General features: G+C 70.9%; 15 protein-coding genes and 1 pseudogene. 11 read left to right on the forward strand and 5 right to left on the reverse strand.

The features are described from left to right. Nucleotides 1–2,559 carry a PKD domain-containing protein gene (locus A0130_15055; GenBank protein ANF32799.1) on the forward strand — a complete coding sequence of 853 codons (2,559 nt, stop codon included), beginning with the start codon at nt 1–3 and terminating at the stop codon, nt 2,557–2,559. On the opposite strand, the gene A0130_15060 is transcribed toward A0130_15055, so the two are convergent. Beyond that, nucleotides 2,535–3,164, reverse strand: coding sequence for a hypothetical protein (locus A0130_15060; GenBank protein ID ANF32800.1), 630 nt, complete (start codon nt 3,162–3,164; stop codon nt 2,535–2,537). The genes A0130_15055 and A0130_15060 overlap by 25 nt on opposite strands. Before the next feature lie 62 nt (nt 3,165–3,226). Here A0130_15060 and A0130_15065 point away from each other — a divergent pair, with 62 nt between their 5' ends. Next, nucleotides 3,227–3,442 (forward strand): hypothetical protein, encoded by a 216-nt coding sequence (locus tag A0130_15065; protein ID ANF32801.1) that lies wholly within the window; start codon nt 3,227–3,229, stop codon nt 3,440–3,442. Between the two features lie 76 nt (nt 3,443–3,518). Here A0130_15065 and A0130_15070 read toward each other — a convergent pair whose 3' ends face one another. Beyond that, nucleotides 3,519–5,150, reverse strand: coding sequence for a hypothetical protein (locus A0130_15070; protein ID ANF32802.1), 1,632 nt, complete (start codon nt 5,148–5,150; stop codon nt 3,519–3,521). Further along, nucleotides 5,147–5,751, reverse strand: a pseudogene (locus A0130_15075) (hypothetical protein). The gene A0130_15070 and the pseudogene A0130_15075 overlap by 4 nt, the downstream one beginning before the upstream one ends. 212 nt (nt 5,752–5,963) lie before the next feature. Here A0130_15075 and A0130_15080 point away from each other — a divergent pair. The 8 genes from A0130_15080 (at nt 5,964) to A0130_15115 (ending at nt 15,036) form a co-directional block, all read left to right on the forward strand. Next, nucleotides 5,964–7,361: a D-alanyl-D-alanine carboxypeptidase gene (locus tag A0130_15080; protein ID ANF33480.1), complete on the forward strand. Its 1,398-nt coding sequence runs from the start codon at nt 5,964–5,966 to the stop codon at nt 7,359–7,361. A gap of 36 nt (nt 7,362–7,397) precedes the next feature. After that, nucleotides 7,398–7,973, forward strand: a complete 576-nt coding sequence (locus A0130_15085) for a nicotinamidase (protein ANF32803.1) — start codon at nt 7,398–7,400, stop codon at nt 7,971–7,973. 74 nt (nt 7,974–8,047) lie between these two features. Next, nucleotides 8,048–10,294, forward strand: a complete 2,247-nt coding sequence (locus A0130_15090; GenBank protein ID ANF32804.1) for a hypothetical protein — start codon at nt 8,048–8,050, stop codon at nt 10,292–10,294. After that, nucleotides 10,291–11,022 carry a hypothetical protein gene (locus A0130_15095; protein ID ANF32805.1) on the forward strand — a complete coding sequence of 244 codons (732 nt, stop codon included), beginning with the start codon at nt 10,291–10,293 and terminating at the stop codon, nt 11,020–11,022. Before A0130_15090 ends, A0130_15095 begins: the two co-directional genes overlap by 4 nt. Nucleotides 11,023–11,069: 47 nt before the next feature. After that, nucleotides 11,070–11,585 carry an AsnC family transcriptional regulator gene (locus tag A0130_15100; protein ID ANF32806.1) on the forward strand — a complete coding sequence of 172 codons (516 nt, stop codon included), beginning with the start codon at nt 11,070–11,072 and terminating at the stop codon, nt 11,583–11,585. Continuing rightward, nucleotides 11,578–13,041 carry an NAD-dependent succinate-semialdehyde dehydrogenase gene (locus tag A0130_15105; GenBank protein ANF32807.1) on the forward strand — a complete coding sequence of 488 codons (1,464 nt, stop codon included), beginning with the start codon at nt 11,578–11,580 and terminating at the stop codon, nt 13,039–13,041. Before A0130_15100 ends, A0130_15105 begins: the two co-directional genes overlap by 8 nt. 1 nt (nt 13,042) lies before the next feature. Then, the gene (locus A0130_15110) at nt 13,043–14,233 is read left to right on the forward strand and encodes an acetyl-CoA acetyltransferase (GenBank protein ID ANF32808.1); all 1,191 of its coding nucleotides are present in this window, start codon (nt 13,043–13,045) and stop codon (nt 14,231–14,233) included. A 41-nt stretch (nt 14,234–14,274) separates the two neighbouring features. Then, nucleotides 14,275–15,036 carry a 3-hydroxy-2-methylbutyryl-CoA dehydrogenase gene (locus A0130_15115; GenBank protein ANF32809.1) on the forward strand — a complete coding sequence of 254 codons (762 nt, stop codon included), beginning with the start codon at nt 14,275–14,277 and terminating at the stop codon, nt 15,034–15,036. 69 nt (nt 15,037–15,105) lie between these two features. On the opposite strand, the gene A0130_15120 is transcribed toward A0130_15115, so the two are convergent. After that, complete coding sequence (locus A0130_15120; protein ANF32810.1) at nt 15,106–16,560, reverse strand: XRE family transcriptional regulator; 1,455 nt, start codon at nt 16,558–16,560, stop codon at nt 15,106–15,108. A gap of 115 nt (nt 16,561–16,675) precedes the next feature. Between A0130_15120 and A0130_15125 the strand changes: the two genes are divergently transcribed. Continuing rightward, the gene (locus A0130_15125; protein ANF32811.1) at nt 16,676–18,508 is read left to right on the forward strand and encodes a phosphoenolpyruvate carboxykinase; all 1,833 of its coding nucleotides are present in this window, start codon (nt 16,676–16,678) and stop codon (nt 18,506–18,508) included. Nucleotides 18,509–18,599: 91 nt separating this feature from the next. Here the strand turns inward: A0130_15125 and A0130_15130 are convergent, their stop codons facing one another. Next, complete coding sequence (locus A0130_15130; GenBank protein ANF32812.1) at nt 18,600–20,585, reverse strand: ABC transporter; 1,986 nt, start codon at nt 20,583–20,585, stop codon at nt 18,600–18,602. Nucleotides 20,586–20,638 lie beyond the last annotated feature (53 nt).

Below are 20,638 nucleotides of genomic sequence, written 5' to 3' on the forward strand. Positions count from 1 at the left end.
ATGGACCCGAACCAGACGCCACGCCGAACCCGGAAGATCGGCACCATCGCGGCCGCGCTCAGCGCGCTGCTGCTCGTCGCGGGGGGCTTGGCCGCCGCGACCCCCGCCGGGGCGGACACGATGCCCCCCGACCCGACCAATCCCGCTTCGCCGCCGACCGTCGGCGCGTCCGCGCTGCCGACGGTGCAGATCGACGGTGTGGCGTGGGCGCAGAAGGTCGTGGGCAATACCGTCTGGGTGGCGGGCAAGTTCACCACGGCACGTCCTTCGGGGTCTCCCGCGGGATCGAATACGACGCCGCGCAACAACCTCCTCGCGTACGACATCACCACTGGCGCGCTGCTGACCTCGGTCAACATCCCCCTCAATGCTCAGGCGCTGGCCGTCGCGGCCTCCCCGGACGGTTCGCGCGTCTACGTCGGCGGCGACTTCACCACCGCGGGCGGCGGCAACTACTACCGGATCGTCGCGGTCAGCACCGCCACCGGCCAGATCATCAGCTCCTTCCGCCCGATCATGCAGAGTCAAGTGCGCGCGCTCGCCGCCACCAACACGGCCGTCTACACCGGGGGGACGTTCACCAGCGTGAACGGGACGGCCCGCGGCTACATCGCGAAGATCGACGCGTCGAACGGCGCGCTCATCAGCTCCTGGAACGCCTCCGCCGACGCGACGGTGTGGGCCATGGCGGTCAGCCCGGACGGGAGCCGGGTCTACGCCGGCGGCGCCTTCAAGAACGTGAACGGCGCGTCCCACTACGGGCTCGCCATGCTCGACGGATCGACGGGAGCGGCGCTGCCGTTCCCCGCGAACTCCATCGTCCGCGACGCCGGCAACAACGCGGCGATCATGTCACTGGTCGCCACCTCCGACCGAGTGTACGGCTCCGGATACGTCTTCGGACCGGGCGGCAACCTCGAGGGCAGCTTCTCCGCGGACGCGGTCACGGGCGCCCTCATCTGGATCGAGGACTGCCACGGCGACACCTACTCGGTCGCGGCGATCGGGAGCGTGCTCTACGCGACCGGCCACCCGCACTTCTGCGGGAACGTCGGAGGCTTCCCGGAGACCAATCCACGCTCGTACCACCACACGCTGGCCTTCTCGAAGGCGAGGACCGGGACGCTGACGAACGACGGCAACACGTCCTATTACAACTTCCGCGGCCAGCCCGCACCGACGCTGCTCAACTGGTACCCCGACTTCACCTCCGGCACCTTCACCGGACAGGGGCAGGCGACCTGGACGATCGCCGGCGACACCCGGTACGTGGTCGTCGGCGGCGAGTTCCCGACGGTCAACGGCGTCGCCCAGTACGGTCTGACCCGCTTCGCAACGGACGCCGTCCAGCGCAGCACGATGGGGCCGAACAACAACACCGCGCTGACCCCGAGCCCGACGTCGACGGTCGCCGGGCAGGCGAAGGTGTCGTGGACGTCGACCTACGATCTCGACAACGTCAATCTGACCTACGCGCTCGCGAGGGACGGCGACACCGCGCATCCGATCTCCACCGTCAGCAAGTCGACCGTGTTCTGGAACCGGCCGGGAATGAGCTTCACCGACACGGGTCTGGTCCCCGGGAGCAGGCACACCTACACGCTCACGGTGACGGACCCGGACGGCAACCAGATCTCCCGGACCGGCCCGAGCGTGACGATCCTGGGCAGCGGGCCGAACCAGCCCCCGACCGCCTCGTTCACCGCGGGGACCAATGGGCTGACGGTAGCCGTGGACGGCACGGCCTCCTCCGATCCGGACGGGTCGATCGCGTCGTACGCGTGGACGTTCGGTGACGGCGGGACGGCGAGCGGAGCGACGGCCGGACACGCCTACGCGGCCGCCGGGACCTACACGGTGACGCTGAAGGTGACCGACAACCAGGGCGCGACGGCCTCGACGTCGAAGCAGGTGACGGTCTCGTCGACGTCGGGCACCACCCTCGCCAAGGACACGTTCCAGAGGACCGTGTCGAGCGGGTGGGGGACGGCGGACACCGGCGGCAGCTGGACGGGGTCCGGCTCGGGCGCGTCGTACAACGTCGGATCCGGGTTCGGGCAGATGATCGATCCTGCAGGGGCGTCCAAGACGCAGACCCTCGGCTCGGTCTCGACCTCGCGCAGCGATTCGACGGTGACCTTCACCACCGACGTCGCCCCGACCGGCGGAGGGGTCTACGTGTCGACGATCGGCCGTCAGGTGGGCTCCGCCTCCTACGAAGGCCGGGCGTGGATCAACTCGGCGGGAGCGGTCCAGGTGCAGCTGCTGCAGAGCGGCACGACGGTGAAGTCCGCGGCGATCGGCGGCGTCACCTTCAGCCCGGGACAGCAGCTGACTCTCCGTATGCAGGTGGTCGGCACGTCGCCCACCACGCTTCAGGCGAAGGTGTGGCCGGCGACCCAGGCCGAGCCCGCGGCCTGGCAGGTGAGCGTCACCGACTCCACAGCGGGCCTCCAGTCCGCCGGCCTCGTGGGCCTGCGCGCGTACCTCTCGGCGACGGCGACGGCGACGCCGATCACCGTCCGTTTCGACAACTACCTGGTCTCCGCCGTGCCGTGAGCCCCCGGCGCCGGGCGGATGGTCGTGACCAGGATGAAGTAGAGCGGCACCAGGAGGAAGATCAGCAGCGAGACCAGCGGCGCGAACGGTGAGACCGCCGCCGCGACCAGCGACGGGACTGCCGCGAGCGCCGCCTGGTAGCCCGTGACGCGCATCCATCGCGCGTCGTCGGGATGCAGCAGCCACTCCGGATGACGGGAGAGCGAGAAGCCGATACCGGCCCAGGCGATGCTGACCAGCACCGAGGTGATCGTGTAGACGGCGATGGCGGCGACCTCGTCGGAGCGCGAGCCGTCCCGGATGGCCGCGGCGATGAGCGAGGTCGGCCACGGCACCAGCGAGACGCCGAGCAGGAGCAGCAGGTTGAACAGCAGGACCGCCGGCCCGACGCGTGCGATGTGCTGGAACACCGAGTGGTGGTGCAGCCAGATGCTGGCGATCGTCAGGAACGCCGCGAGGTAGGCGAGATAGCTCGTCCAGTCGGCGAGCAGGGTCTCGGCGAAGCGGCCGGGGGAGGGGACGCCGAGGTCGAGCACGAGCAGGGTGATCGCGATGGCGAACACGCCGTCGCTGAACGCCTCGATGCGGCCGGTCTCCTTCTTCATCGTGCCTCCCTCCTGCACCCTACGGCCTGGCGCGGGCGGCGCGGCGGTGGTTGGCTGCGGGCATGGCGGATGAGTTGAAGCGCGGCGACCACGTCGAGTGGTCCTCCCACGGGGTGGATGTGCCGGGCGAGGTCGAGAAGAAGATCACCGAGGACACCGAGGCGGCCGGCCGCACGGTGAAGGCGTCGAAGGACGATCCGCAGTACCTCGTGAAGAGCGACAAGAGCGGCAAGGAGGCCGTCCACAAGCCGGAGGCGCTGCACAAGAAGAGGAAATGACGAACGGCCCGCGGTTCCCCCGATCCGCGGGCCGTTCGCCGTCCCCCTGTTTCCCCCTGTTTCCCCCCGGTTTGTGTCAGCCGATCGACTCGATGTGGTTGCCCGACTGGCTGACGAGGTAGCCGCCGTCGAACGACCAGCTCTCCCAGTCGTGGCGCTCGCGCGTCCAGATCCGCTCGCCTGTCGCCAAGTCGTGGGCCGATCCCGGATCGGCCTCGCCCTTGTACCCGCCGTACCACGTGGTCTGGCCGAAGATGACGAGATACGGATCCCACGGAATGGCCGGGGAATTCACCAGCTCACCGCTGCCGTGGGTGAGCGCGCAGTCGGCGTGGGTGGACCGGAAGAGGAAGACATCCCGCTGGAGGTCGAGGATAGGGGCGAACGGTTGGTGGCCGTCCGCCACACATATCGGGGTCGGGATCGACCACCGGACGGTGCCGGTCAGCTGATCGATGAGGGTGAGGGTCTTCGTATCGGCGACGAAGAGTTCACCCGTGTCGGTGTCCTCTGATCCGAATACGACCGATGGCACCGTTCCGGGCGTCACGGCCGGGAACACCATCATCGAGGAGGACACCTCCCGCGACCACAGCTTCGTCCCGTCGCCGTCGTAGGCCGTGATCGCGTTCGGTGAGCCGTTCTGGCCGTACGTCCTCGCCAGCAGGACCTGACTCAGCTTCTGGATTTCGATGGCGTCGAGCGGTGTCGTGGTGCCGGTCTCCAAATCCAGCATGCGATCCACCGCACGGGGACCGCGTGTCTGCACATGCTGACCGTTCTCGAGCGACATCGCGGTTCCACCCGGCAGCTGGTAGCCGAGGTTGGCCTCGCTCACATCCAGGGTCTGAGTCCAGCGGGGATGCGCGAGGTCTCTCGGATCCGCCCGCGTGATGACGTCGCCGCCGATCGAGCGACCATCGGCGTCACGCCGATGTTCGATCAGGACGACATCCCCCGAGTCGTCCCCTAGCGCTCGCATGTCGCGGTTCGCTTCGAAGTCCGTCCAGCCGGGCCGGTCGAAGGTGGCGATCGTCGCGCCGGTCGCGAGATCGAGCACATCGTGCGGCCCATCGTCGGGCTGGCCGGTGAGGAACACCGCTCGTCCCGTCGTCCCCAGCACCTGGAAGGTGGTGCCGAAGTCGACCGTGTCCGAGGCGTACTTCCATTCCCGCTGCCACAGCACCGTCCCGTCGGAGGTGTCGACGAGGGTGACGCCGAAGTCCTCACCGAGGTGGTTGATGCAGTCAGAGCCCTCGTACTCCTTGGGCCGGAGGCCGGAGACGTAGACGACGCGGCCTTCGCTCAGCGTGTATCCGGTGGTTCCGGTGCAGTCCGAGTCGCCGGGCAGGTCGAGGGACCAGCGTGTCGTCGGCCGGAGGCTGCTCACGTCGTGGGGCAGCACCGGCGCCGTCTGGACGATCGGTCGCTGTGTGGGCGTCGGCGTCGGGGTGGGTGTCGGCGTCGGCGTGACCGTCTGCGTCGGCGTCGGCGCGGGCGCGGGCGGCGTGTCGCCCCCGCCGAGGTGGATGACCCCCGACAGCGCGAGCGCGGCCGTCCCGCCGGCGAGCACGATCGCGACGCCCGAGAGGATGCTGGTGAGCAGGATCTGGAGGCGCTTGCGGCGGCGCGGCTCGTCGGCGACGGTGTCGATCAGCAGCTGCCGGATGGCGGCGCTGCGCTCGGGGGTGAAGTCCGTGGTGCTCATCGTGCACCTCCTTCGAGGATCGTGGTGTCGGTACCGGGTTCGCCCGCCAGCGGCGACGCGAGCGTTGCGAGGCGGGTGCGGGCCCGGGACAGGCGGGATTTGACGGTCCCCTCCGGCACCCCGAGCGCCTCCGCGGCCTGTGCGGTGGTGAGCTCTTCGAGCACGCAGAGGGTGATGACGTCCTGGTCGCGCTTGCTGAGCTTCGCGAACGCCTCCCGTACCTGGCGGTCCCGCCCGGCGCCGTCGAGGGACTCGTCCACGTCGGGTGCGTGGTCCTCTTGCGGCGCCGGGCGGGGAGCTTGGCGAGCGCGCTGCGGTAGCGGCGGAGGCCGCGCGCGTGGTTGCGTGCGACGTAGTTGGTGGTGACGAGCAGCCAGCCGACGATGGATCCGTCGACCAGCCGCACCGACTCGCGCTTGCGCCACGCCTCCAGGAAGACGGCGGCGGTCACGTCCTCGGCGTCGTGCGGCTGGCGCGTCAACCGCAGCGCGTGACCGAAGACGCGGTCGCGGTGACGGTCGAACAGCGACGCGAAAGCGGGGCCGTCCCCGCCGCGTGCCGCCGACCAGGCCGCGGCCTCGTCGAACTCTTCCGTGCTCATACCCTCTACTGTCCGGACGGGCCCGGATGGTTCCAGATCCGGCGCAAAGCGAAATAGCAGCATTCAGAAAGCCCAGGTAGCATACCCGGATGCACGAATCGGAGCCCCCCACCACCACGGGTTCGGGACGCCGAGCCGCCGCGCGACCCGCCGGTGCCGCCGGCGTCGCCGCCGGTGCGATGGCCGCGATCCGCAAGCACCCCAAGACCTGGATGGCCGCCGGAGCGGCCGTCGCGTTCCTCCTCCTCGGCACGGGCAGCGTCGCGCTGGGCGCCACCGTCGGTGCCCCCGCGGCCGCGGCCGGTGCTCCGGAGACGGCGACCGCGAAGCCCACGCCGACCCGCTCGGCCACGCCGACGCCCACCCCGACCGTGGACCCCGCTCGTCCCGTCCCCGCCAACCAGGCGGCGGCGACGCGCATCCGCACCTGCTCGGTCGGCGGGCTGGCCGCGGACGGGCGTCTCGGCACGCTTGAGGCGCAGGTCGTCAACGCCAAGACCGGCCAGACCCTGTTCGACCGCAACGGCGTCAAGCCCGCGCCCACGGCGTCCGTGCTGAAGACGCTGACATCGGCGGCCGCCCTCGCCACCCTCGGCCCCGACTACCGCGTCTCGACCACGGTGGTCGCAGGCAGCACGCCGGGCCAGGTCGTCATCGTCGGCGGCGGGGATGTGACGCTCTCGCGTCTCCCGGACGGCCAGGCGTCGTTCTACACCGGAGCACCGAAGATCCAGGACCTCGCCAATCAGGTGAAGCAGGCCATGGGCGGCCAGCCGATCACCTCGATCGTCGTGGACGCGTCCCTCTTCGGCGCGCCGTTCTGGCAGCCGAGCTGGGACGAGCGCGAGGAGCGTGTCGTCGAGGGCTCGACCCCGTACATGACGTCGCTGATGGTCGACGGCGACCGGGACGACCCGACCGCGGTGGAGTCTCCGCGCAGCACGGACCCGGTGTCGCGCGCCGTGCAGTACTTCCAGCAGTACCTCGGCACGAGCGTCGGCGTCAGCCAGGGCGTCGCTCCGGCCGGCGCCCGTCAGCTCGGCGTGGTGCAGTCGCAGCCGGTGACCACGCTGATCGACCAGGCCATGCGCGTCTCCGACAACACGATCATGGAGGAGCTCGCCCGTCTGGTCGCCATCAAGAACGGCGCGGGCAACACCTTCGACGCCCTCAACGCGGGGGTGCTCGCCGGGCTCAAAGGCTACGGGATCGACACCTCGGGCATCCACATCGCCGACGGTTCCGGACTGAGCAACGACAACGCGGTGCCGCCGTCGTACCTCACCCAGCTCTTCATCAAGGTGCTGAACCGCCAGAACGGGCTCGGCGTCGTCTACGACGGCCTCCCGGTCGCGGGGAAGTCGGGCACGCTCGGCCCGGGCTACAACCGCTTCACCGGGTCGAGCTCGGTCGCCCGCGGGTCGGTCTTCGCCAAGACCGGGTGGATCGACCACGGCTACACGCTGTCGGGGATCGTGAACGCCGCCGACGGAACACCGCTGACGTTCGCCGTGTTCGCCTTGGGGAACGTCGGCGACAACGCCAAGCAGGCGATCGACAGCCTCGTCGCCGGCTTCTACAAATGCGGAGACAATCTCTCCAACGGCTGAGCCGCGCGCGGCCGGTCACCGACCCCGGGAGGACGGATGGGCAAGGCGCTCTTCATCGTGGATGTGCAGAACGACTTCACCGAGGGCGGCGCCCTGGGCGTCGACGGGGGAGCGGCGGTGGCGCGGGGCGTGACCGACCACCTCCGCGCGCACGCCGACGAGTACGACATCATCGTCGCCAGCCGAGACTGGCACGACGGCGACAACGACAACGGCGGCCACTTCGCGGGCGACGGCGAGCCGGACTTCGTGAGCAGCTGGCCGGTCCACTGCGTCGCCGGGACGCCGGGCGCGGAGTACCACCCCGCGTTCGACACGGCCCGGGTGACCCATCACGTGCACAAGGGCCAGGGCGTGCCGGCGTACTCGCTGTTCGAGGGACGGACCGACTCGGGCGCGACCGTGCGCGAGCTGCTGGAGGAGCACGGCATCCATTCGGTGGATGTGGCCGGGATCGCGACCGACTACTGCGTGCGCGCGTCGGCGCTCGACGCCCTGGAAGACGGTCGCTCGGTGCGCGTGCTGACCTCGCTGATCGCGGGAGTCGCGCCGGCGACGTCGGAGGCCGCACTCGCCGAGCTGGCCCACGCCGGGGCCGAACTCGTCGCCTGACCGCCGCGGGCATGGACGCTCGCGGGACTTCCGGCTATCCTGATTGCTAGCTCATCTAGTAATCAGGAGGCTAAGTGTCGACCGAGACGGCGGAGACCGCCCAGAAGCGCCCTATCCGCGAGCCCGCCCGCTGGCTGCGCATCGTCGTTCCCGCCGCCCTCATCCTGATCTGGCTGACGCTCGCCGGGATCGGCGGCCCGACGTTCGGCAAGCTCTCCGGCGTCTCGAGCAACGACCAGGCGGCCTTCCTCCCGGCGAGTGCCGAGTCGACCGAGGTGCAGGACTGGCAGAAGCGGTTCACCGACTCGGGCGCCATCCCGGCGATCGTCGTCGTGGAGGCCGACCAGACGATCCCGAAGAGCGAGCTCGGCACCTCGTATGCCGACCTCGCCGCCGCGCTCGGGAAGGTGGAGGGCGTCCAGGCGCCGCCCGAGGGCGAGACGACGAGCGTCGCCGGCCCCATCCCGTCGCAAGACGGCCGGGCGGTGGAGTACATCGTGCCGGTCTCCGACTCGAACGAGGTCAAGACGGTGGTCTCCGACCTGCGGGCCGCCGCGGCGGACAACGTCCCCTCCGGAGCGAAGGTCTGGGTGACCGGCCCCGCCGGCCTCACCGCTGACCTGGTGAACGCCTTCGGCGGCATCGACGGCATCCTGCTGCTCGTCGCCGTCGCGGCGGTGTTCGTCATCCTGCTGCTGGTCTACCGCGCGCTGCTGCTGCCGTTCCTCGTGCTGTTCACGTCGGTGTTCGCGCTGTGCGCCGCCATCGTGTTCGTGTACCTGTTCGCGCTGTGGGGCTGGATCAAGCTCTCAGGGCAGAGCCAGGGCATCCTCTCGATCCTGGTGATCGGCGCTGCGACCGACTACTCCCTGCTGCTCGTCGCCCGCTACCGCGAGGCGCTGGAGCAGGAGCCGTCGCGCTGGGTGGCCATCCTGCGCGCCTGGCGGGCGTCGTTCGAGCCGATCCTCGCGAGTGGCGCGACCGTCATCCTCGCCCTGCTGTGCCTGCTGTTCTCCGACCTCAACTCGAACAAGAGCCTCGGCCCGATCGCCGCGATCGGCATCGTGTTCTCGCTCCTCTCGGCGCTGACGCTCCTTCCGGCGCTGCTGGCGGTCTTCGGGCGCGCGTCGTTCTGGCCGTTCCGCCCGGTCGTCGGGGGCCGGCCCCGAAAGCGCGCGGAGGGCGTCACGCTCACCGGGCTGGAGGGCGTCCACGGGCTGTGGCGCCGCGTCGGCGGCCTGATCGCCCGCCGCCCGCGGGTCACCTGGATCGTCTCCTTCGTGCTGCTCGCCGCGTGCGCCCTCGGCCTGACGCAGCTGAAGGCGAACGGCGTGCAGCAGACCGACGTCATCCTTTCGCAGTCCGATGCGGTCGACGGCCAGGCCATCGTGGCGAAGCACTTCGACGCCGGCTCCGGTTCGCCCGTGCTCATCGTCGCGCCCGAAGCCGACAAGGATGCCGTGCTGGCGGCGACCGAGAAGACCGACGGGATCGCATCGGCCGCGTTCTACACCGGCGGCGGGCGTCCCGGCGCGAACGCGCAGCCGGTCGTCAAGGACGGCCACGTGCTCATCCAGGCGACCCTCTCCTCCGAACCGGACTCGGCGAAGGCTGAGTCGGTCGTCAGGGACCTGCGCGGCACGCTGTCCACGGACGGCTCGGTGCTGGTCGGCGGCGTCACGGCGATCGCGCTGGACACGAACGAGACCGCACAAAGCGACCTGACGAAGATCATCCCGATCGTGCTCGCGGTGATCCTCGTGATCCTCATGCTGCTGCTGCGGTCGATCCTGGCGCCGGTGCTCCTGATCGGCAGCGTGGTGCTCTCGTACGCCGCGGCGCTCGGCGTCTCGGCGCTGGTCTTCAACGACGTCTTCCGGTTCCCGGGGGCGGATGCGTCGGTGCCGCTGTTCGGGTTCGTCTTCCTGGTGGCGCTGGGGGTGGACTACAACATCTTCCTCATGACACGGGTGCGGGAGGAGTCCCTGCACATCGGCACGCGGCCCGGCATCCTGCGCGGCCTCGGCCTGACCGGCAGCGTGATCACGTCGGCCGGGATCGTGCTGGCGGCGACCTTCGCGGCGCTCGCGGTCATCCCGATCCTGTTCCTCGTGCAGATCGCGTTCATCGTCGCGTTCGGGGTGCTGCTCGACACGGTCGTGGTGCGCTCGCTGCTCGTCCCGGCGGCGTCGTACGACATCGGGCGCGCCATCTGGTGGCCGTCGAAGCTGTGGCACGACCGGACCAACATCGAGCGCGCGAAGGTCGGCGACGCGCCCCGCTTGCCCGCCGAGGAGGCGTCGGCGAGAGTGGGAGGATGACGCACCTCCACGTCGACCGGCATCCCGGTGCCGATCCCGTCCTGCTCGTGCACGGCTTCGCCTCCAACGGCGCGCAGACCTGGGAGGCGACGGGATGGGTGCAGGCGCTCGCCGACGCCGGTCGCGGCGCGATCGTGCCCGACCTGCGCGGCCACGGCGGCAGCGACGCCCCGCACGCCCCGGAGGCGTACTCGCCCGACCTCCTCGCGCAGGATCTCGTCGCGGTGCTGGACGAACAGGACGTCGACCGCGTGGATGTGATCGGCTACTCCATGGGCAGCTGGGTGTCGCTCGCGCTGGTCGGAATGGCCCCGCAGCGCGTCCGTCGCGCCGTGGTGGGCGGCGTCGGAACCGTCGAGCAGTTCGGCCGCTGGGGCGTGTCCGCGGTGCAGGCGGCGCTGCGCGACGACGCGTCGATGCTGGACGCCTCCAATCCCCTGGCGCCGCTCCTGGCCTCCCTGCGCACGGCCCCCGGCATCGACCGCGAGGCGCTGGCGGCCTGCGCGGCGGGCATGGCGCAGCATCCGCTGCCGCTGGCGAGCACCGTGCCGACGATGCTCGTGGTCGGGGATGCGGATCCCGTGGCCGAGGGCGCGGACGAGGCGGCGCGGCTGCTCGGGGCGGAGCTGGTGACACTGCCCAAGCGCAACCACGTGACGACGCTGAGCGCGCGCGGGTTCAAGCAGGCTGCGCTGCCGTTCCTGGGAGCTTCGGTCAGACCGTCCTGAGCGCGTACCCTGCGTCGTACGATGTGCGAGGACCGAAGGAGGGCCGCATGGTCGACAGGCTCGACGCCGAGCTGATCGCTCTGCTGACGGCTGAGCCGCGGCTGGGTGTGTTCGAGGCGTCGCGTCGGCTGGGGGTCGCGCGCGGGACCGTGCAGGCCCGGCTCGATCGGTTGCAGCGCACAGGGGTGGTGCGCGACTTCGCGCCCACGGTCGACACCGGGCGGCTGGGTTTCCCCGTGACGGCGTTCGTGACGGCGGACCTGCAGGGCGAAGGCGGGCCGAGCCGGGAGCTCGTCGAGCACCTGAGCGGCATCCCCGAGGTGCTGGAAGTGCACACGATCACGGGGCCCGGCGACCTGATGATCCGCGCGGTGGCCCGCTCGAACGTCGACCTGCAGCGGGTGATCGGCCGCATCGCGAGCGCGCCGGCGATCGTGCGCACGTCGACCGTCATCGCGCTGACCACCGCCATCGACCACCGCTCGGCGCCTCTCGTTCAGGCGGCCGTGGCGAGCGACGACGCGACGAACGATACGAAACAGGAGGATGCGACGGATGGATGAGAAGGCTCTGCTGGAGCGCGTGCCCGACGGGCTGTACATCGGGGGAGAGTGGACGTCCGGCTCGGCCGGTACGTTCCCCGTGTTCGACCCCGCGACCGGCGACCGCATCAAGGAGATCGCCGACGCGTCCCCGGAGGACGGCATCCGGGCCCTGGATGCGGCGGTCGCCGCCGCGGACGACTGGGCGGCCACGCCCGCCCGTCAACGGGGGGAGATCCTCCGTCGCGCGTTCGACCTGCTGCAGGAACGGCGGGACGAGTTCGCGCTGCTGATGACGCTCGAGATGGGCAAGCCGCTCGCCGAGGCGAGCGGCGAGGTCACCTACGGCGGCGAGTTCCTGCGCTGGTTCTCGGAGGAGGCGGTGCGCATCCAGGGCCGCTACGGCGCCAACCCGGAGGGTACCGGCCGGATGATCGTGAGTCAGCATCCCGTCGGCCCCTGCTTCCTCATCACCCCGTGGAACTTCCCGCTCGCGATGGCCACCCGCAAGATCGCCCCGGCGCTCGCCGCGGGCTGCACCGTGGTCATCAAGCCGGCCGAGCTCACCCCGCTCACCACGCTCTACTTCGCGAAGCTGCTGGAGGATGCCGGTCTCCCGGGCGGCGTGCTCAACGTCGTCACCACGACCACGTCCGGCAAGGTCTCGGCGCCGATCATCGCGGACTCCCGCCTCCGCAAGCTGTCGTTCACCGGCTCGACCGAGGTCGGCCGCAAGCTGCTGCAGCAGGCGTCGGAGAACGTGCTGCGCACCTCCATGGAGCTCGGCGGCAACGCTCCGTTCGTCGTGTTCGACGACGCCGACCTCGACAAGGCCGTCGACGGCGCGATGCTCGCCAAGTTCCGCAACATCGGCGAGGCCTGCACGGCGGCCAACCGGTTCATCGTGCACGAGGACGTCGCCGACGAGTTCGCGCGGCGCGTCACCGAGCGGGTGAACGGGCTCCGCGTCGGACGTGGCACGGAGGAGGGCGTGACGATCGGTCCGCTGATCAACGAGGACGCGATCGACAAGGCCGCTTCGCTCCTGCAGGACGCGGTCACGCGCGGCGCGTCCGTCCTCACCGGCGGCGGCCGCGTCGAGGGGACGGGGACGTTCTTCGAGCCGACGGTGGTGACGGATGTGCGGCCGGGCAGCGAGATCCTGCGGCAGGAGATCTTCGGACCGGTGCTCTCGATCATCCGGTTCTCCGACGAGGACGAGGCCGTGCGGCTCGCGAACGACACCGAGTACGGGTTGGTCTCCTACGTGTTCACGAAGGACCTCGCCCGCGGTCAGCGGATGATCGAGCGGCTGGAGACGGGGATGATGGGCCTCAACGTCGGTGTCGTGTCCAATGCGGCGGCTCCGTTCGGCGGCGTGAAACAGTCGGGGCTCGGCCGCGAGGGCGGGTTCGAGGGCATCCATGAATACCTCAACACGAAGTACACGCTGACGCCGAACCCGTTCGGAGCCTGAGATGGCGCGCACCGAAGCGGTCATCGTCGACGCGATCCGCACCCCGTCGGGGCGCGGCAAGCCGGACGGCGAGCTGTCCGACATCCACCCGGCCGACCTGCTGGCCGGTGTGCTGATCGAGCTGGTGACCCGCACGGGCATCGACCCGGCGGTCGTCGACGACGTGATCGGTGGATGCGTCACCCAGTCGGGCGAGCAGGCCGGCAACATCACACGCACGGCGGTGCTGAGCGCGGGCTTCCCGGAGAGCGTGCCGGCGGTCACCATCGACCGGCAGTGCGGGTCGAGTCAGCAGGCGGCGGCGTTCGCCGCGCAGGGCGTGCTGTCCGGCGCGTACGACGTGGTCATCGCGTGCGGGGTGGAGTCCATGAGCCGTGCGCCGATGGGATCCAACGTGCAGGGCGCATCCCTCGGTGGCGAGCTGCTGAAGGCGCGCTACCCGCAGGGCCTGGTGAACCAGGGCGTCGCGGCGGAGCTGATCGCCGACCGCTGGGGCTTCAGCCGCGCGCAGCTCGACGACTACGCCGCCGAGTCGCATGGCCGCGCGGCGTGGGCGGCGGCCAACGGCGCCTTCGACGGCGAGCTCGTGGGCGTCCCGACGCCCGACTCGGGCAGCGTCGTCGCGGACGAGACCATCCGGCCGGGGACGACGGCCGAGAAGCTCGCGCAGCTGCAGCCGGTGTTCCGCACCGACCGGCTGGCGGCGCGCTTCCCCGAGCTCGAGTGGAAGATCACCCCCGGCAACTCGTCGCCGCTCACCGACGGCGCGTCAGCGACGCTGATCATGAGCGCGGACGCCGCGAAGCGGCTGGGCCTGCGGCCACGCGCCCGGTTCCACTCGTTCGCGGTCGCCGGGAGCGACCCCCTGCTCATGCTCACGGGCATCCTGCCCGCGACCCGCAAGCTCCTCGACCGCAGCGGCGTGGGGCTGGACGAGATCGACGCGTACGAGGTCAACGAGGCCTTCGCTCCCGTGCCGCTGCTGTGGCGGCAGGAGTTCGGCGCGGATCCGTCCAAGCTCAACCCGCGCGGCGGCGCCATCGCGCTCGGGCACGCGCTCGGCTCGTCCGGCACGCGGCTGCTCGCCAGCCTCCTGAACGAGGTGGAGGCGCGCGGTGGCCGCTACGGACTGCAGACCATGTGCGAGGGCGGAGGCACCGCCAACGCCACCCTCATCGAAGTGCTGCGCTGACCGGCGCTCACCACCTCCACTCACCGATTCGAAGGAGAACCATGCAGTTGGACGGATGCTCCGCCCTCGTCACCGGCGGGGCCAGCGGCCTCGGGAACGCCACCGCGCACGCGCTCGCCGAGGCGGGCGCGCACGTCGTCATCCTCGACCTCCCACGCTCGGAAGGCGAGAAGGCGGCGGTCGCGCTCGGCCCGACGGCGCGGTTCGTGCCCGCGGATGTGACCGACGAGGAGCAGGTGCAGGCGGCGGTGGACACCGCGTCCGGGCTGGCGCCGCTGCGGGTCGTCGTCAACTGCGCCGGCATCGCGACGGCGGAGAAGGTCCTCGGTCGCGAGGGGCTGATCCCGCTGGAGCATTTCGAGCGGGTGATCCGGGTGAACCTGGTCGGCACGTTCAACGTCGTGCGGCTCGCGGCGGCGGCGATCGCGCAGACGGAGCCGGTCGGGGAGGAGCGCGGCGTGATCGTCAACACCGCGTCCGTCGCGGCGTTCGACGGGCAGATCGGGCAGCCGGCCTACTCGGCGTCCAAGGGCGGGGTGGCGGCCATGACGCTGCCGCTGGCGCGCGAGTTCGCGCGCAGCCTCATCCGGGTCATGACGATCGCGCCGGGCATCTTCGAGACGCCAATGATGGCGGGGCTGCCGCAGGCGGCGCAGGATTCGCTGGCCGCGCAGGTGCCGCATCCCTCCCGCCTGGGCCACCCCGCCGAGTACGCGCAGCTGGTGCGGGCCATCGTCGAGAACCCCATGCTCAACGGCGAGACGATCCGCCTCGACGGCGCGATCCGCATGCAGCCCAAGTAACCGGCCCGCGAGCACAGGAAAAACGTCACCGATCCGCGCGGATGGCCACGTTTTTCCTGTGCTCGGCGGCTAGGCGCCGGAGTGGGCCTCGAGGAAGGCGTACACGTCCGAGTCGTCGACGCCGGGGAACGACCCCTGGGGGAGCGGCGAGAGGATGTGCGCGTGCAACCGGGCGCTCGGCCACGCCTTGCCCGCCCAGCGGCCGGACAGGTCCGTCGGCGGCCGCTTGCAGCAGGACTCGTCCGGGCACCGCGATTCGGCGCGGACCGTCGTCTCGCGGCCGCGGAACCACTTCGCCTCGTCGAACGGCACGCCGATGCTGATCGAGAACCCGCCCTCGGAGGTCGTCCCGGTCTGGGTGGCGCACCAGTACGTCCCCGCGGGGGTGTCGGTGTACTGGTACAGCTCCGTGGTGCGGTTCGTGTGCGTGAACGCGCTGCGGGCTCCCCATTTGCGGCAGACGACCTGGCCCTCGATGGAGCCCGTCACATCCGTCGGCAGCGGCAGCCCGTCGTTCTCGTACCCCTTGTACAGCGCGCCGTCGTCGCCGACCCGGAGGAAGTGCAGCGTCATGTCGAGGTGGCTGGTCGCGAGGTTCGTCAGCCGCAGCGCCGCCGCCTCGTGCGTCACCCCGAACGCGTCGCGGAAGTCCTCGACCGCGAGGTCCTTCTCCTTCTTCGCCTGGCGGAGGAACGCCACCGCGGCCTCGCGCGGCATCAGGCAGCACGCCGCGAAGTAGTTGATCTCGAGCCGCTGCCGCAGGAAGTCCGCGTACGACGCCGGCCGCGTGTGTCCGAGCAGTCGGTGGGCCATCGCCTGCAGCGCCATCGACCGGAGCCCGTGACCGCCGGGGATGGAGGCCGGCGGCAGGTAGATGCGCCCGTTCTCCAGGTCCGTGATCGACCGGGCCGACCGGGGCAGGTCGTTGACGTAGATCAGCTCGAACCCGAGTCGCTCGGCCATGACGCTCACCTCGCGGTGGGTGAGCGCGCCGCGGACATGGCCGGACGCGCGCACCTGCTGCTCGGCCAGCTCCTCGATCTCGGGCATGTAGTTGTCCTGGGCGCGCATCCGCTCGCGCAGCTCGGTGTTCGCGCGGCGAGCCTCCTCCGGGGTCGCGATGGCCTCACTGGCGCGGCGACTCAGCTCGCGGTGCAGACCGACCAGGGCGCGCAGGGTCTCGGTCGGCGTGCCCTTCGTCGGCTTGACGGCCGGAAGGCCGAGGGAGGCGTAGAGCGATCCGCGCTGCGCTCTGCCCAGCTCGATCTCGAGGGCGGCGCGCTCGTCCGGGGGTTCGGCGGAGAGGAGATCACCCGGCTGCACGCCCAGGGCAGCGGCGAGCGAGGCGAGCAGCGAGATGCGCGGTTCGCGCTTGCCGTTCTCGATCAGCGACAGCTGGCTCGCTGCGACGCCGGCCGCGGCGCCGAGGTCGTCGAGGGTCATGCCACGCCGGGTCCGGAAGTGCCGGATGCGGTGGCCGAGCGTGGCGACGTCGATGTCGCCCACATCCACAGGGGTGCTCATGGCTTCACGATAGCGAAAGAACCGCGATTCTTACAGCAGAATTCTGGGGTTAGGCGCGTGGAACATCCCGGATGCTGGATGCATCACCCCTTCTTACGACGGAAAAGGACGCCTCATGAGCATCGCCGAGCTGGACCTGACCGACACCGCGCCGACCGGCGGGCTGGACGCCGTGCGCGCCTGGGTCGACGACATCGCCGCCCTGACGCAGCCCGACGAGGTCGTCTGGTGCGACGGCTCGCTCGCGGAGGCCGACCGGCTGACCAAGCAGCTCGTCGCCGAGGGCAAGCTCATCCGCCTCAACCCGGAGTGGCGGCCGAACAGCTTCCTGGCGCGCACCGATCCCGGCGACGTGGCCCGCGTCGAGGACCGCACCTTCATCTGCTCCCGCGACGAGGCCGACGCCGGCCCGACCAACAACTGGCGCGAGCCCGAGGGGATGCGCGCCGAGCTGCGGCAGGTCTTCGCCGGGAGCATGCGCGGGCGGACGATGTACGTCGTCCCGTTCTCGATGGGACCGGTCGGCGGCCCGATCTCGCAGGTCGGCATCCAGCTCACCGACTCCGCGTACGTCGTCGTGAGCCTCGGGATGATGACCCGCGTGACCTCGACCGTCCTCGACCTCATCGATGCCGGTCAGCCGTGGGTGCCGACCGTGCACAGCGTCGGCGCGCCGCTGATCGACGATGCCGGGGTCCGCCGCGAGGACGTGGCCTGGCCGTGCAACGAGACGAAGTACATCGTCCAGTTCCCGGAGACGCGGGAGGTCTGGTCGTACGGGTCCGGCTACGGCGGCAACGCCATCCTCGCCAAGAAGTGCTTCGCGCTGCGGATCGCCTCGGCGATGGCGCGCGACGAGGGCTGGCTGGCGGAGCACATGCTGATCATCAAGGTCACCTCGCCGGAGGGGCGCGTCTTCCACTTCGCGGCCGCGTTCCCGTCCGCGTGCGGCAAGACCAACCTGGCGATGCTCGAGCCGAGCATCCCGGGCTGGACGGTCGAGACGATCGGCGACGACATCGCCTGGCTGCGTCCGGGGCCGGACGGGCGGCTGCGTGCGATCAACCCGGAGGCCGGCTTCTTCGGCGTCGCTCCGGGCACCGGGGAGAGCACGAACCGCACCGCGGTGAACACGCTGTGGGGCAACACGATCTTCACCAACGTGGCACTGCGCGACGACGGCGACGTCTGGTGGGAGGGCCTGACCGACGAGCCGCCCGCGCACCTGATCGACTGGGAGGGGAAGGACTGGACGCCCGACAGCGGTCGCCCGGCCGCGCATCCGAACTCCCGCTTCACCGTGAGCGCCGCGCAGTGCCCGTCCATCGCCGACGACTGGGACGCGTTCGACGGGGTGCCGATCGACGCGATCCTGTTCGGTGGTCGTCGTGCGACGAACGTCCCGCTCGTCGCGCAGGCGCGGGACTGGCGGCACGGTGTCTTCATCGGTGCGACCGTCTCGTCCGAGAAGACCGCCGCGGCGGAAGGCGTCGTCGGCGAGCTGCGCCGCGACCCGTTCGCCATGCTTCCGTTCTGCGGCTACAACATGGCCGACCACTGGGCCCATTGGCTGGAGATGGGGGAGGCGCTGGGGGAGAACGCGCCGAAGGTGTTCCAGGTGAACTGGTTCCGCAAGGGGGCGGATGGACGGTTCCTCTGGCCCGGGTTCAGTGAGAACGCGCGGGTGATCGAGTGGATCGCGCGCCGCGTCGAAGGCAGCGCCGGCAGCGTCGGCACGCCGATCGGCCGGCTCCCGATCGTGGAGGAGCTCGACCTCGACGGGCTGGACCTGCCGGCCGCCGACGTGGACGCGCTGTTCGAGGTGGATGCGGACAGCTGGCTCGCCGAGTGCGACCTCACCGAAGAGTTCTTCGCGCAGTTCGGCTCCCGCGTCCCCGCCGCCCTGCGCGCCGAGCTCGCGTCCCTCCGCTACCACCTCCGCGCCTAGCCCGCCCGCGAGCACAGGAAACGAGCACAGGAAAAACGTCGCCCATCCCTCGGATCGGCGACGTTTTTCCTGCGCTCGGCGGCTGGGCGGCTCAGACGAGGAGCTGGTGCTTGGCGAGGTCGCGGTAGAGGGGGGTCGTCTCGACGAGCTCGGAGTGGGTTCCGGTGCCGATCACGCGGCCGTGGTCGAGGACCACGATCTGGTCGGAGTCGACGACCGTGGACAAGCGGTGCGCGATCACCAGGAGGGTGCGGTCCTCCGCGACGGCGTCGATCGCCTCGCGCATCAGCTGCTCGTTGCGGCCGTCCAGGCTCGACGTGGACTCGTCCAGCAGCAGCACGGGCGGCGCGGCGAGCAGCGCACGGGCGATCGCGAGACGCTGGCGCTCGCCGCCGGAGAGCATGATGCCGTCCTCTCCGACGGGCGCGCTGAGCCCGAGCTCGCTGCGCTCCAGCACCTCGGTCAGGTTGACCGCGTGGAGCACGTCGATGCACTCCTCATCGGTCGCGGCCGGCGCCGCGAGCGTCAGGTTGTCGCGCAGGGATCCGGCCAGCACCGGGGCGTCCTGCTCCACGTAGCCGATCTGCGACCGCAGCGCCTCGCGGTCGAGGGCGCGCACATCCATCCCGCCGAAGCGCACCTCGCCGGCCTGCGGGTCGTAGAACCGCTCCACCAGTGCCAGGATGGTCGACTTGCCCGCGCCGGACGGCCCGACCAGCGCCGTGCGCTTGCCGCGCGGGACGCGGAAGCTCACGCCGTGCAGCACGCCGCCGTGCCGCAGCGCGCCCTCGCCGCCGCCCACGCCGGCCGCAGCCTCCGCCTCCGCGACGACGTCCGCGCCGGTGAGCGCTTCGAACGCGAGGCGCTCCGGCGACGGTTCGGCGGTCGCCGCGGACGCCGCGGCCGACGCACCCGACGCCTCGACCGGGGTCTCGCCCGCACCCTCCGGGTACGCGAACACGACGCCGTCGAACTCGATCGCCGGGGCCTCCGGTGCGAGCCCCTCGTTCGCCGCGCCGACGGTCATCGCCAGCGGCGCGATCTCGCGGTCGTGCTGGTCCTCGGTCGGCAGGTCGAGGATCTCCTGGATGCGGCCCAGCGCCCCGAGCGCCGAGTTGACCGCCGCGATCGCGCCGAACGCCTGGCCGAGCGGCAGGATCATCATGAACAGGAACAGGATGAACGCCACCAGGCTCGCGATCGTGATCGCGCCGCTGGCGACCCGGAAACCGCCGACGCCGAGCACGACCAGGAACGACACCTGCATCGCGATCCCCGCGACCGGCACCACCAGCGCCGAGATCTTCGCGACCTGGATTCCCATCTTCCAGGCACCGGTCGCGTCGGCGTCGACCGCCGCGATCTCGCGCTCGGTCGCGTTGGCGGCGCGGATGGTGCGCACCGAGCTGATCGCCCGCTCCACGGCGGCGGCGAGGTCGCCCACCTTGTTCTGCGCCTTCTGGCTGGCGATCCGGATACGTCCCGACAGCAGCACGACCGTCACCACCGAGATCGCGACGACGAGCACGGTCAGCCCGAGCAGCACCGGGTCGATGATGAGCATGGCGATGAGCGCGCCGATGAACGTGAGCGCGCCGCCGATCGCCTCCACGAGACCCTGCGTCAGCACCGCGCGCAGGAGCGTCGTGTCCGACCCGACCCGCGACACCAGGTCGCCGGTGCGGCGGGTGTCGAACTCGCTGATCGGCAGCCGCAGCAGCCGTCCGACGAGCTTCCGCCGCGACGACAGCACGACGCCCTCGCCCGTGCGCTGCAGGAGGTAGTGCTGGTAGCCCGAGATGATGCCCGAGAGCACGACCAGCGCGACCAGCGCCCAGACGAGTCCGTTGAGCGGCTGGCCCTTTCCGACCAGGTCGATCACCTGGCTGACGAGCAGCGGCTGCGCGAGACTGGCGGCGGCGCCCAGGATGCTGAGCACCACGACGAAGGCGAGCACGCGCTTGTGCTCGAACAGGTAGGGGAGCAGCTGCGAGAAGCGGGCGCGGGGGCCCGCGTCGTCGGCGGGCCGGCCGAAGCCCCGACGGCGGCGCGGGGCGGCTGCGGACGTGGATGACATGACGGTGATCCGTTTCGGGGGTGGAGGGTTCGTCGGGCGGCGGAACCGCTACT

The organism is Leifsonia xyli (assembly GCA_001647635.1).
GTDB classification, from domain to species: domain Bacteria; phylum Actinomycetota; class Actinomycetes; order Actinomycetales; family Microbacteriaceae; genus Leifsonia; species Leifsonia xyli_A.

Coding starts and splice junctions, on each gene's coding strand:
- A0130_15110 (ANF32808.1), top strand. CDS start 13,043: ATGGCGCGCACCGAAGCGGTCATCGTCGACGCGATCCGCACCCCGTCG.
- A0130_15080 (ANF33480.1), top strand. CDS start 5,964: ATGGCCGCCGGAGCGGCCGTCGCGTTCCTCCTCCTCGGCACGGGCAGC.
- A0130_15095 (ANF32805.1), top strand. CDS start 10,291: ATGACGCACCTCCACGTCGACCGGCATCCCGGTGCCGATCCCGTCCTG.
- A0130_15120 (ANF32810.1), bottom strand. CDS start 16,560: ATGAGCACCCCTGTGGATGTGGGCGACATCGACGTCGCCACGCTCGGC.
- A0130_15100 (ANF32806.1), top strand. CDS start 11,070: ATGGTCGACAGGCTCGACGCCGAGCTGATCGCTCTGCTGACGGCTGAG.
- A0130_15105 (ANF32807.1), top strand. CDS start 11,578: ATGGATGAGAAGGCTCTGCTGGAGCGCGTGCCCGACGGGCTGTACATC.
- A0130_15065 (ANF32801.1), top strand. CDS start 3,227: ATGGCGGATGAGTTGAAGCGCGGCGACCACGTCGAGTGGTCCTCCCAC.
- A0130_15085 (ANF32803.1), top strand. CDS start 7,398: ATGGGCAAGGCGCTCTTCATCGTGGATGTGCAGAACGACTTCACCGAG.
- A0130_15070 (ANF32802.1), bottom strand. CDS start 5,150: ATGAGCACCACGGACTTCACCCCCGAGCGCAGCGCCGCCATCCGGCAG.
- A0130_15055 (ANF32799.1), top strand. CDS start 1: ATGGACCCGAACCAGACGCCACGCCGAACCCGGAAGATCGGCACCATC.
- A0130_15125 (ANF32811.1), top strand. CDS start 16,676: ATGAGCATCGCCGAGCTGGACCTGACCGACACCGCGCCGACCGGCGGG.
- A0130_15060 (ANF32800.1), bottom strand. CDS start 3,164: ATGAAGAAGGAGACCGGCCGCATCGAGGCGTTCAGCGACGGCGTGTTC.
- A0130_15115 (ANF32809.1), top strand. CDS start 14,275: ATGCAGTTGGACGGATGCTCCGCCCTCGTCACCGGCGGGGCCAGCGGC.
- A0130_15130 (ANF32812.1), bottom strand. CDS start 20,585: ATGTCATCCACGTCCGCAGCCGCCCCGCGCCGCCGTCGGGGCTTCGGC.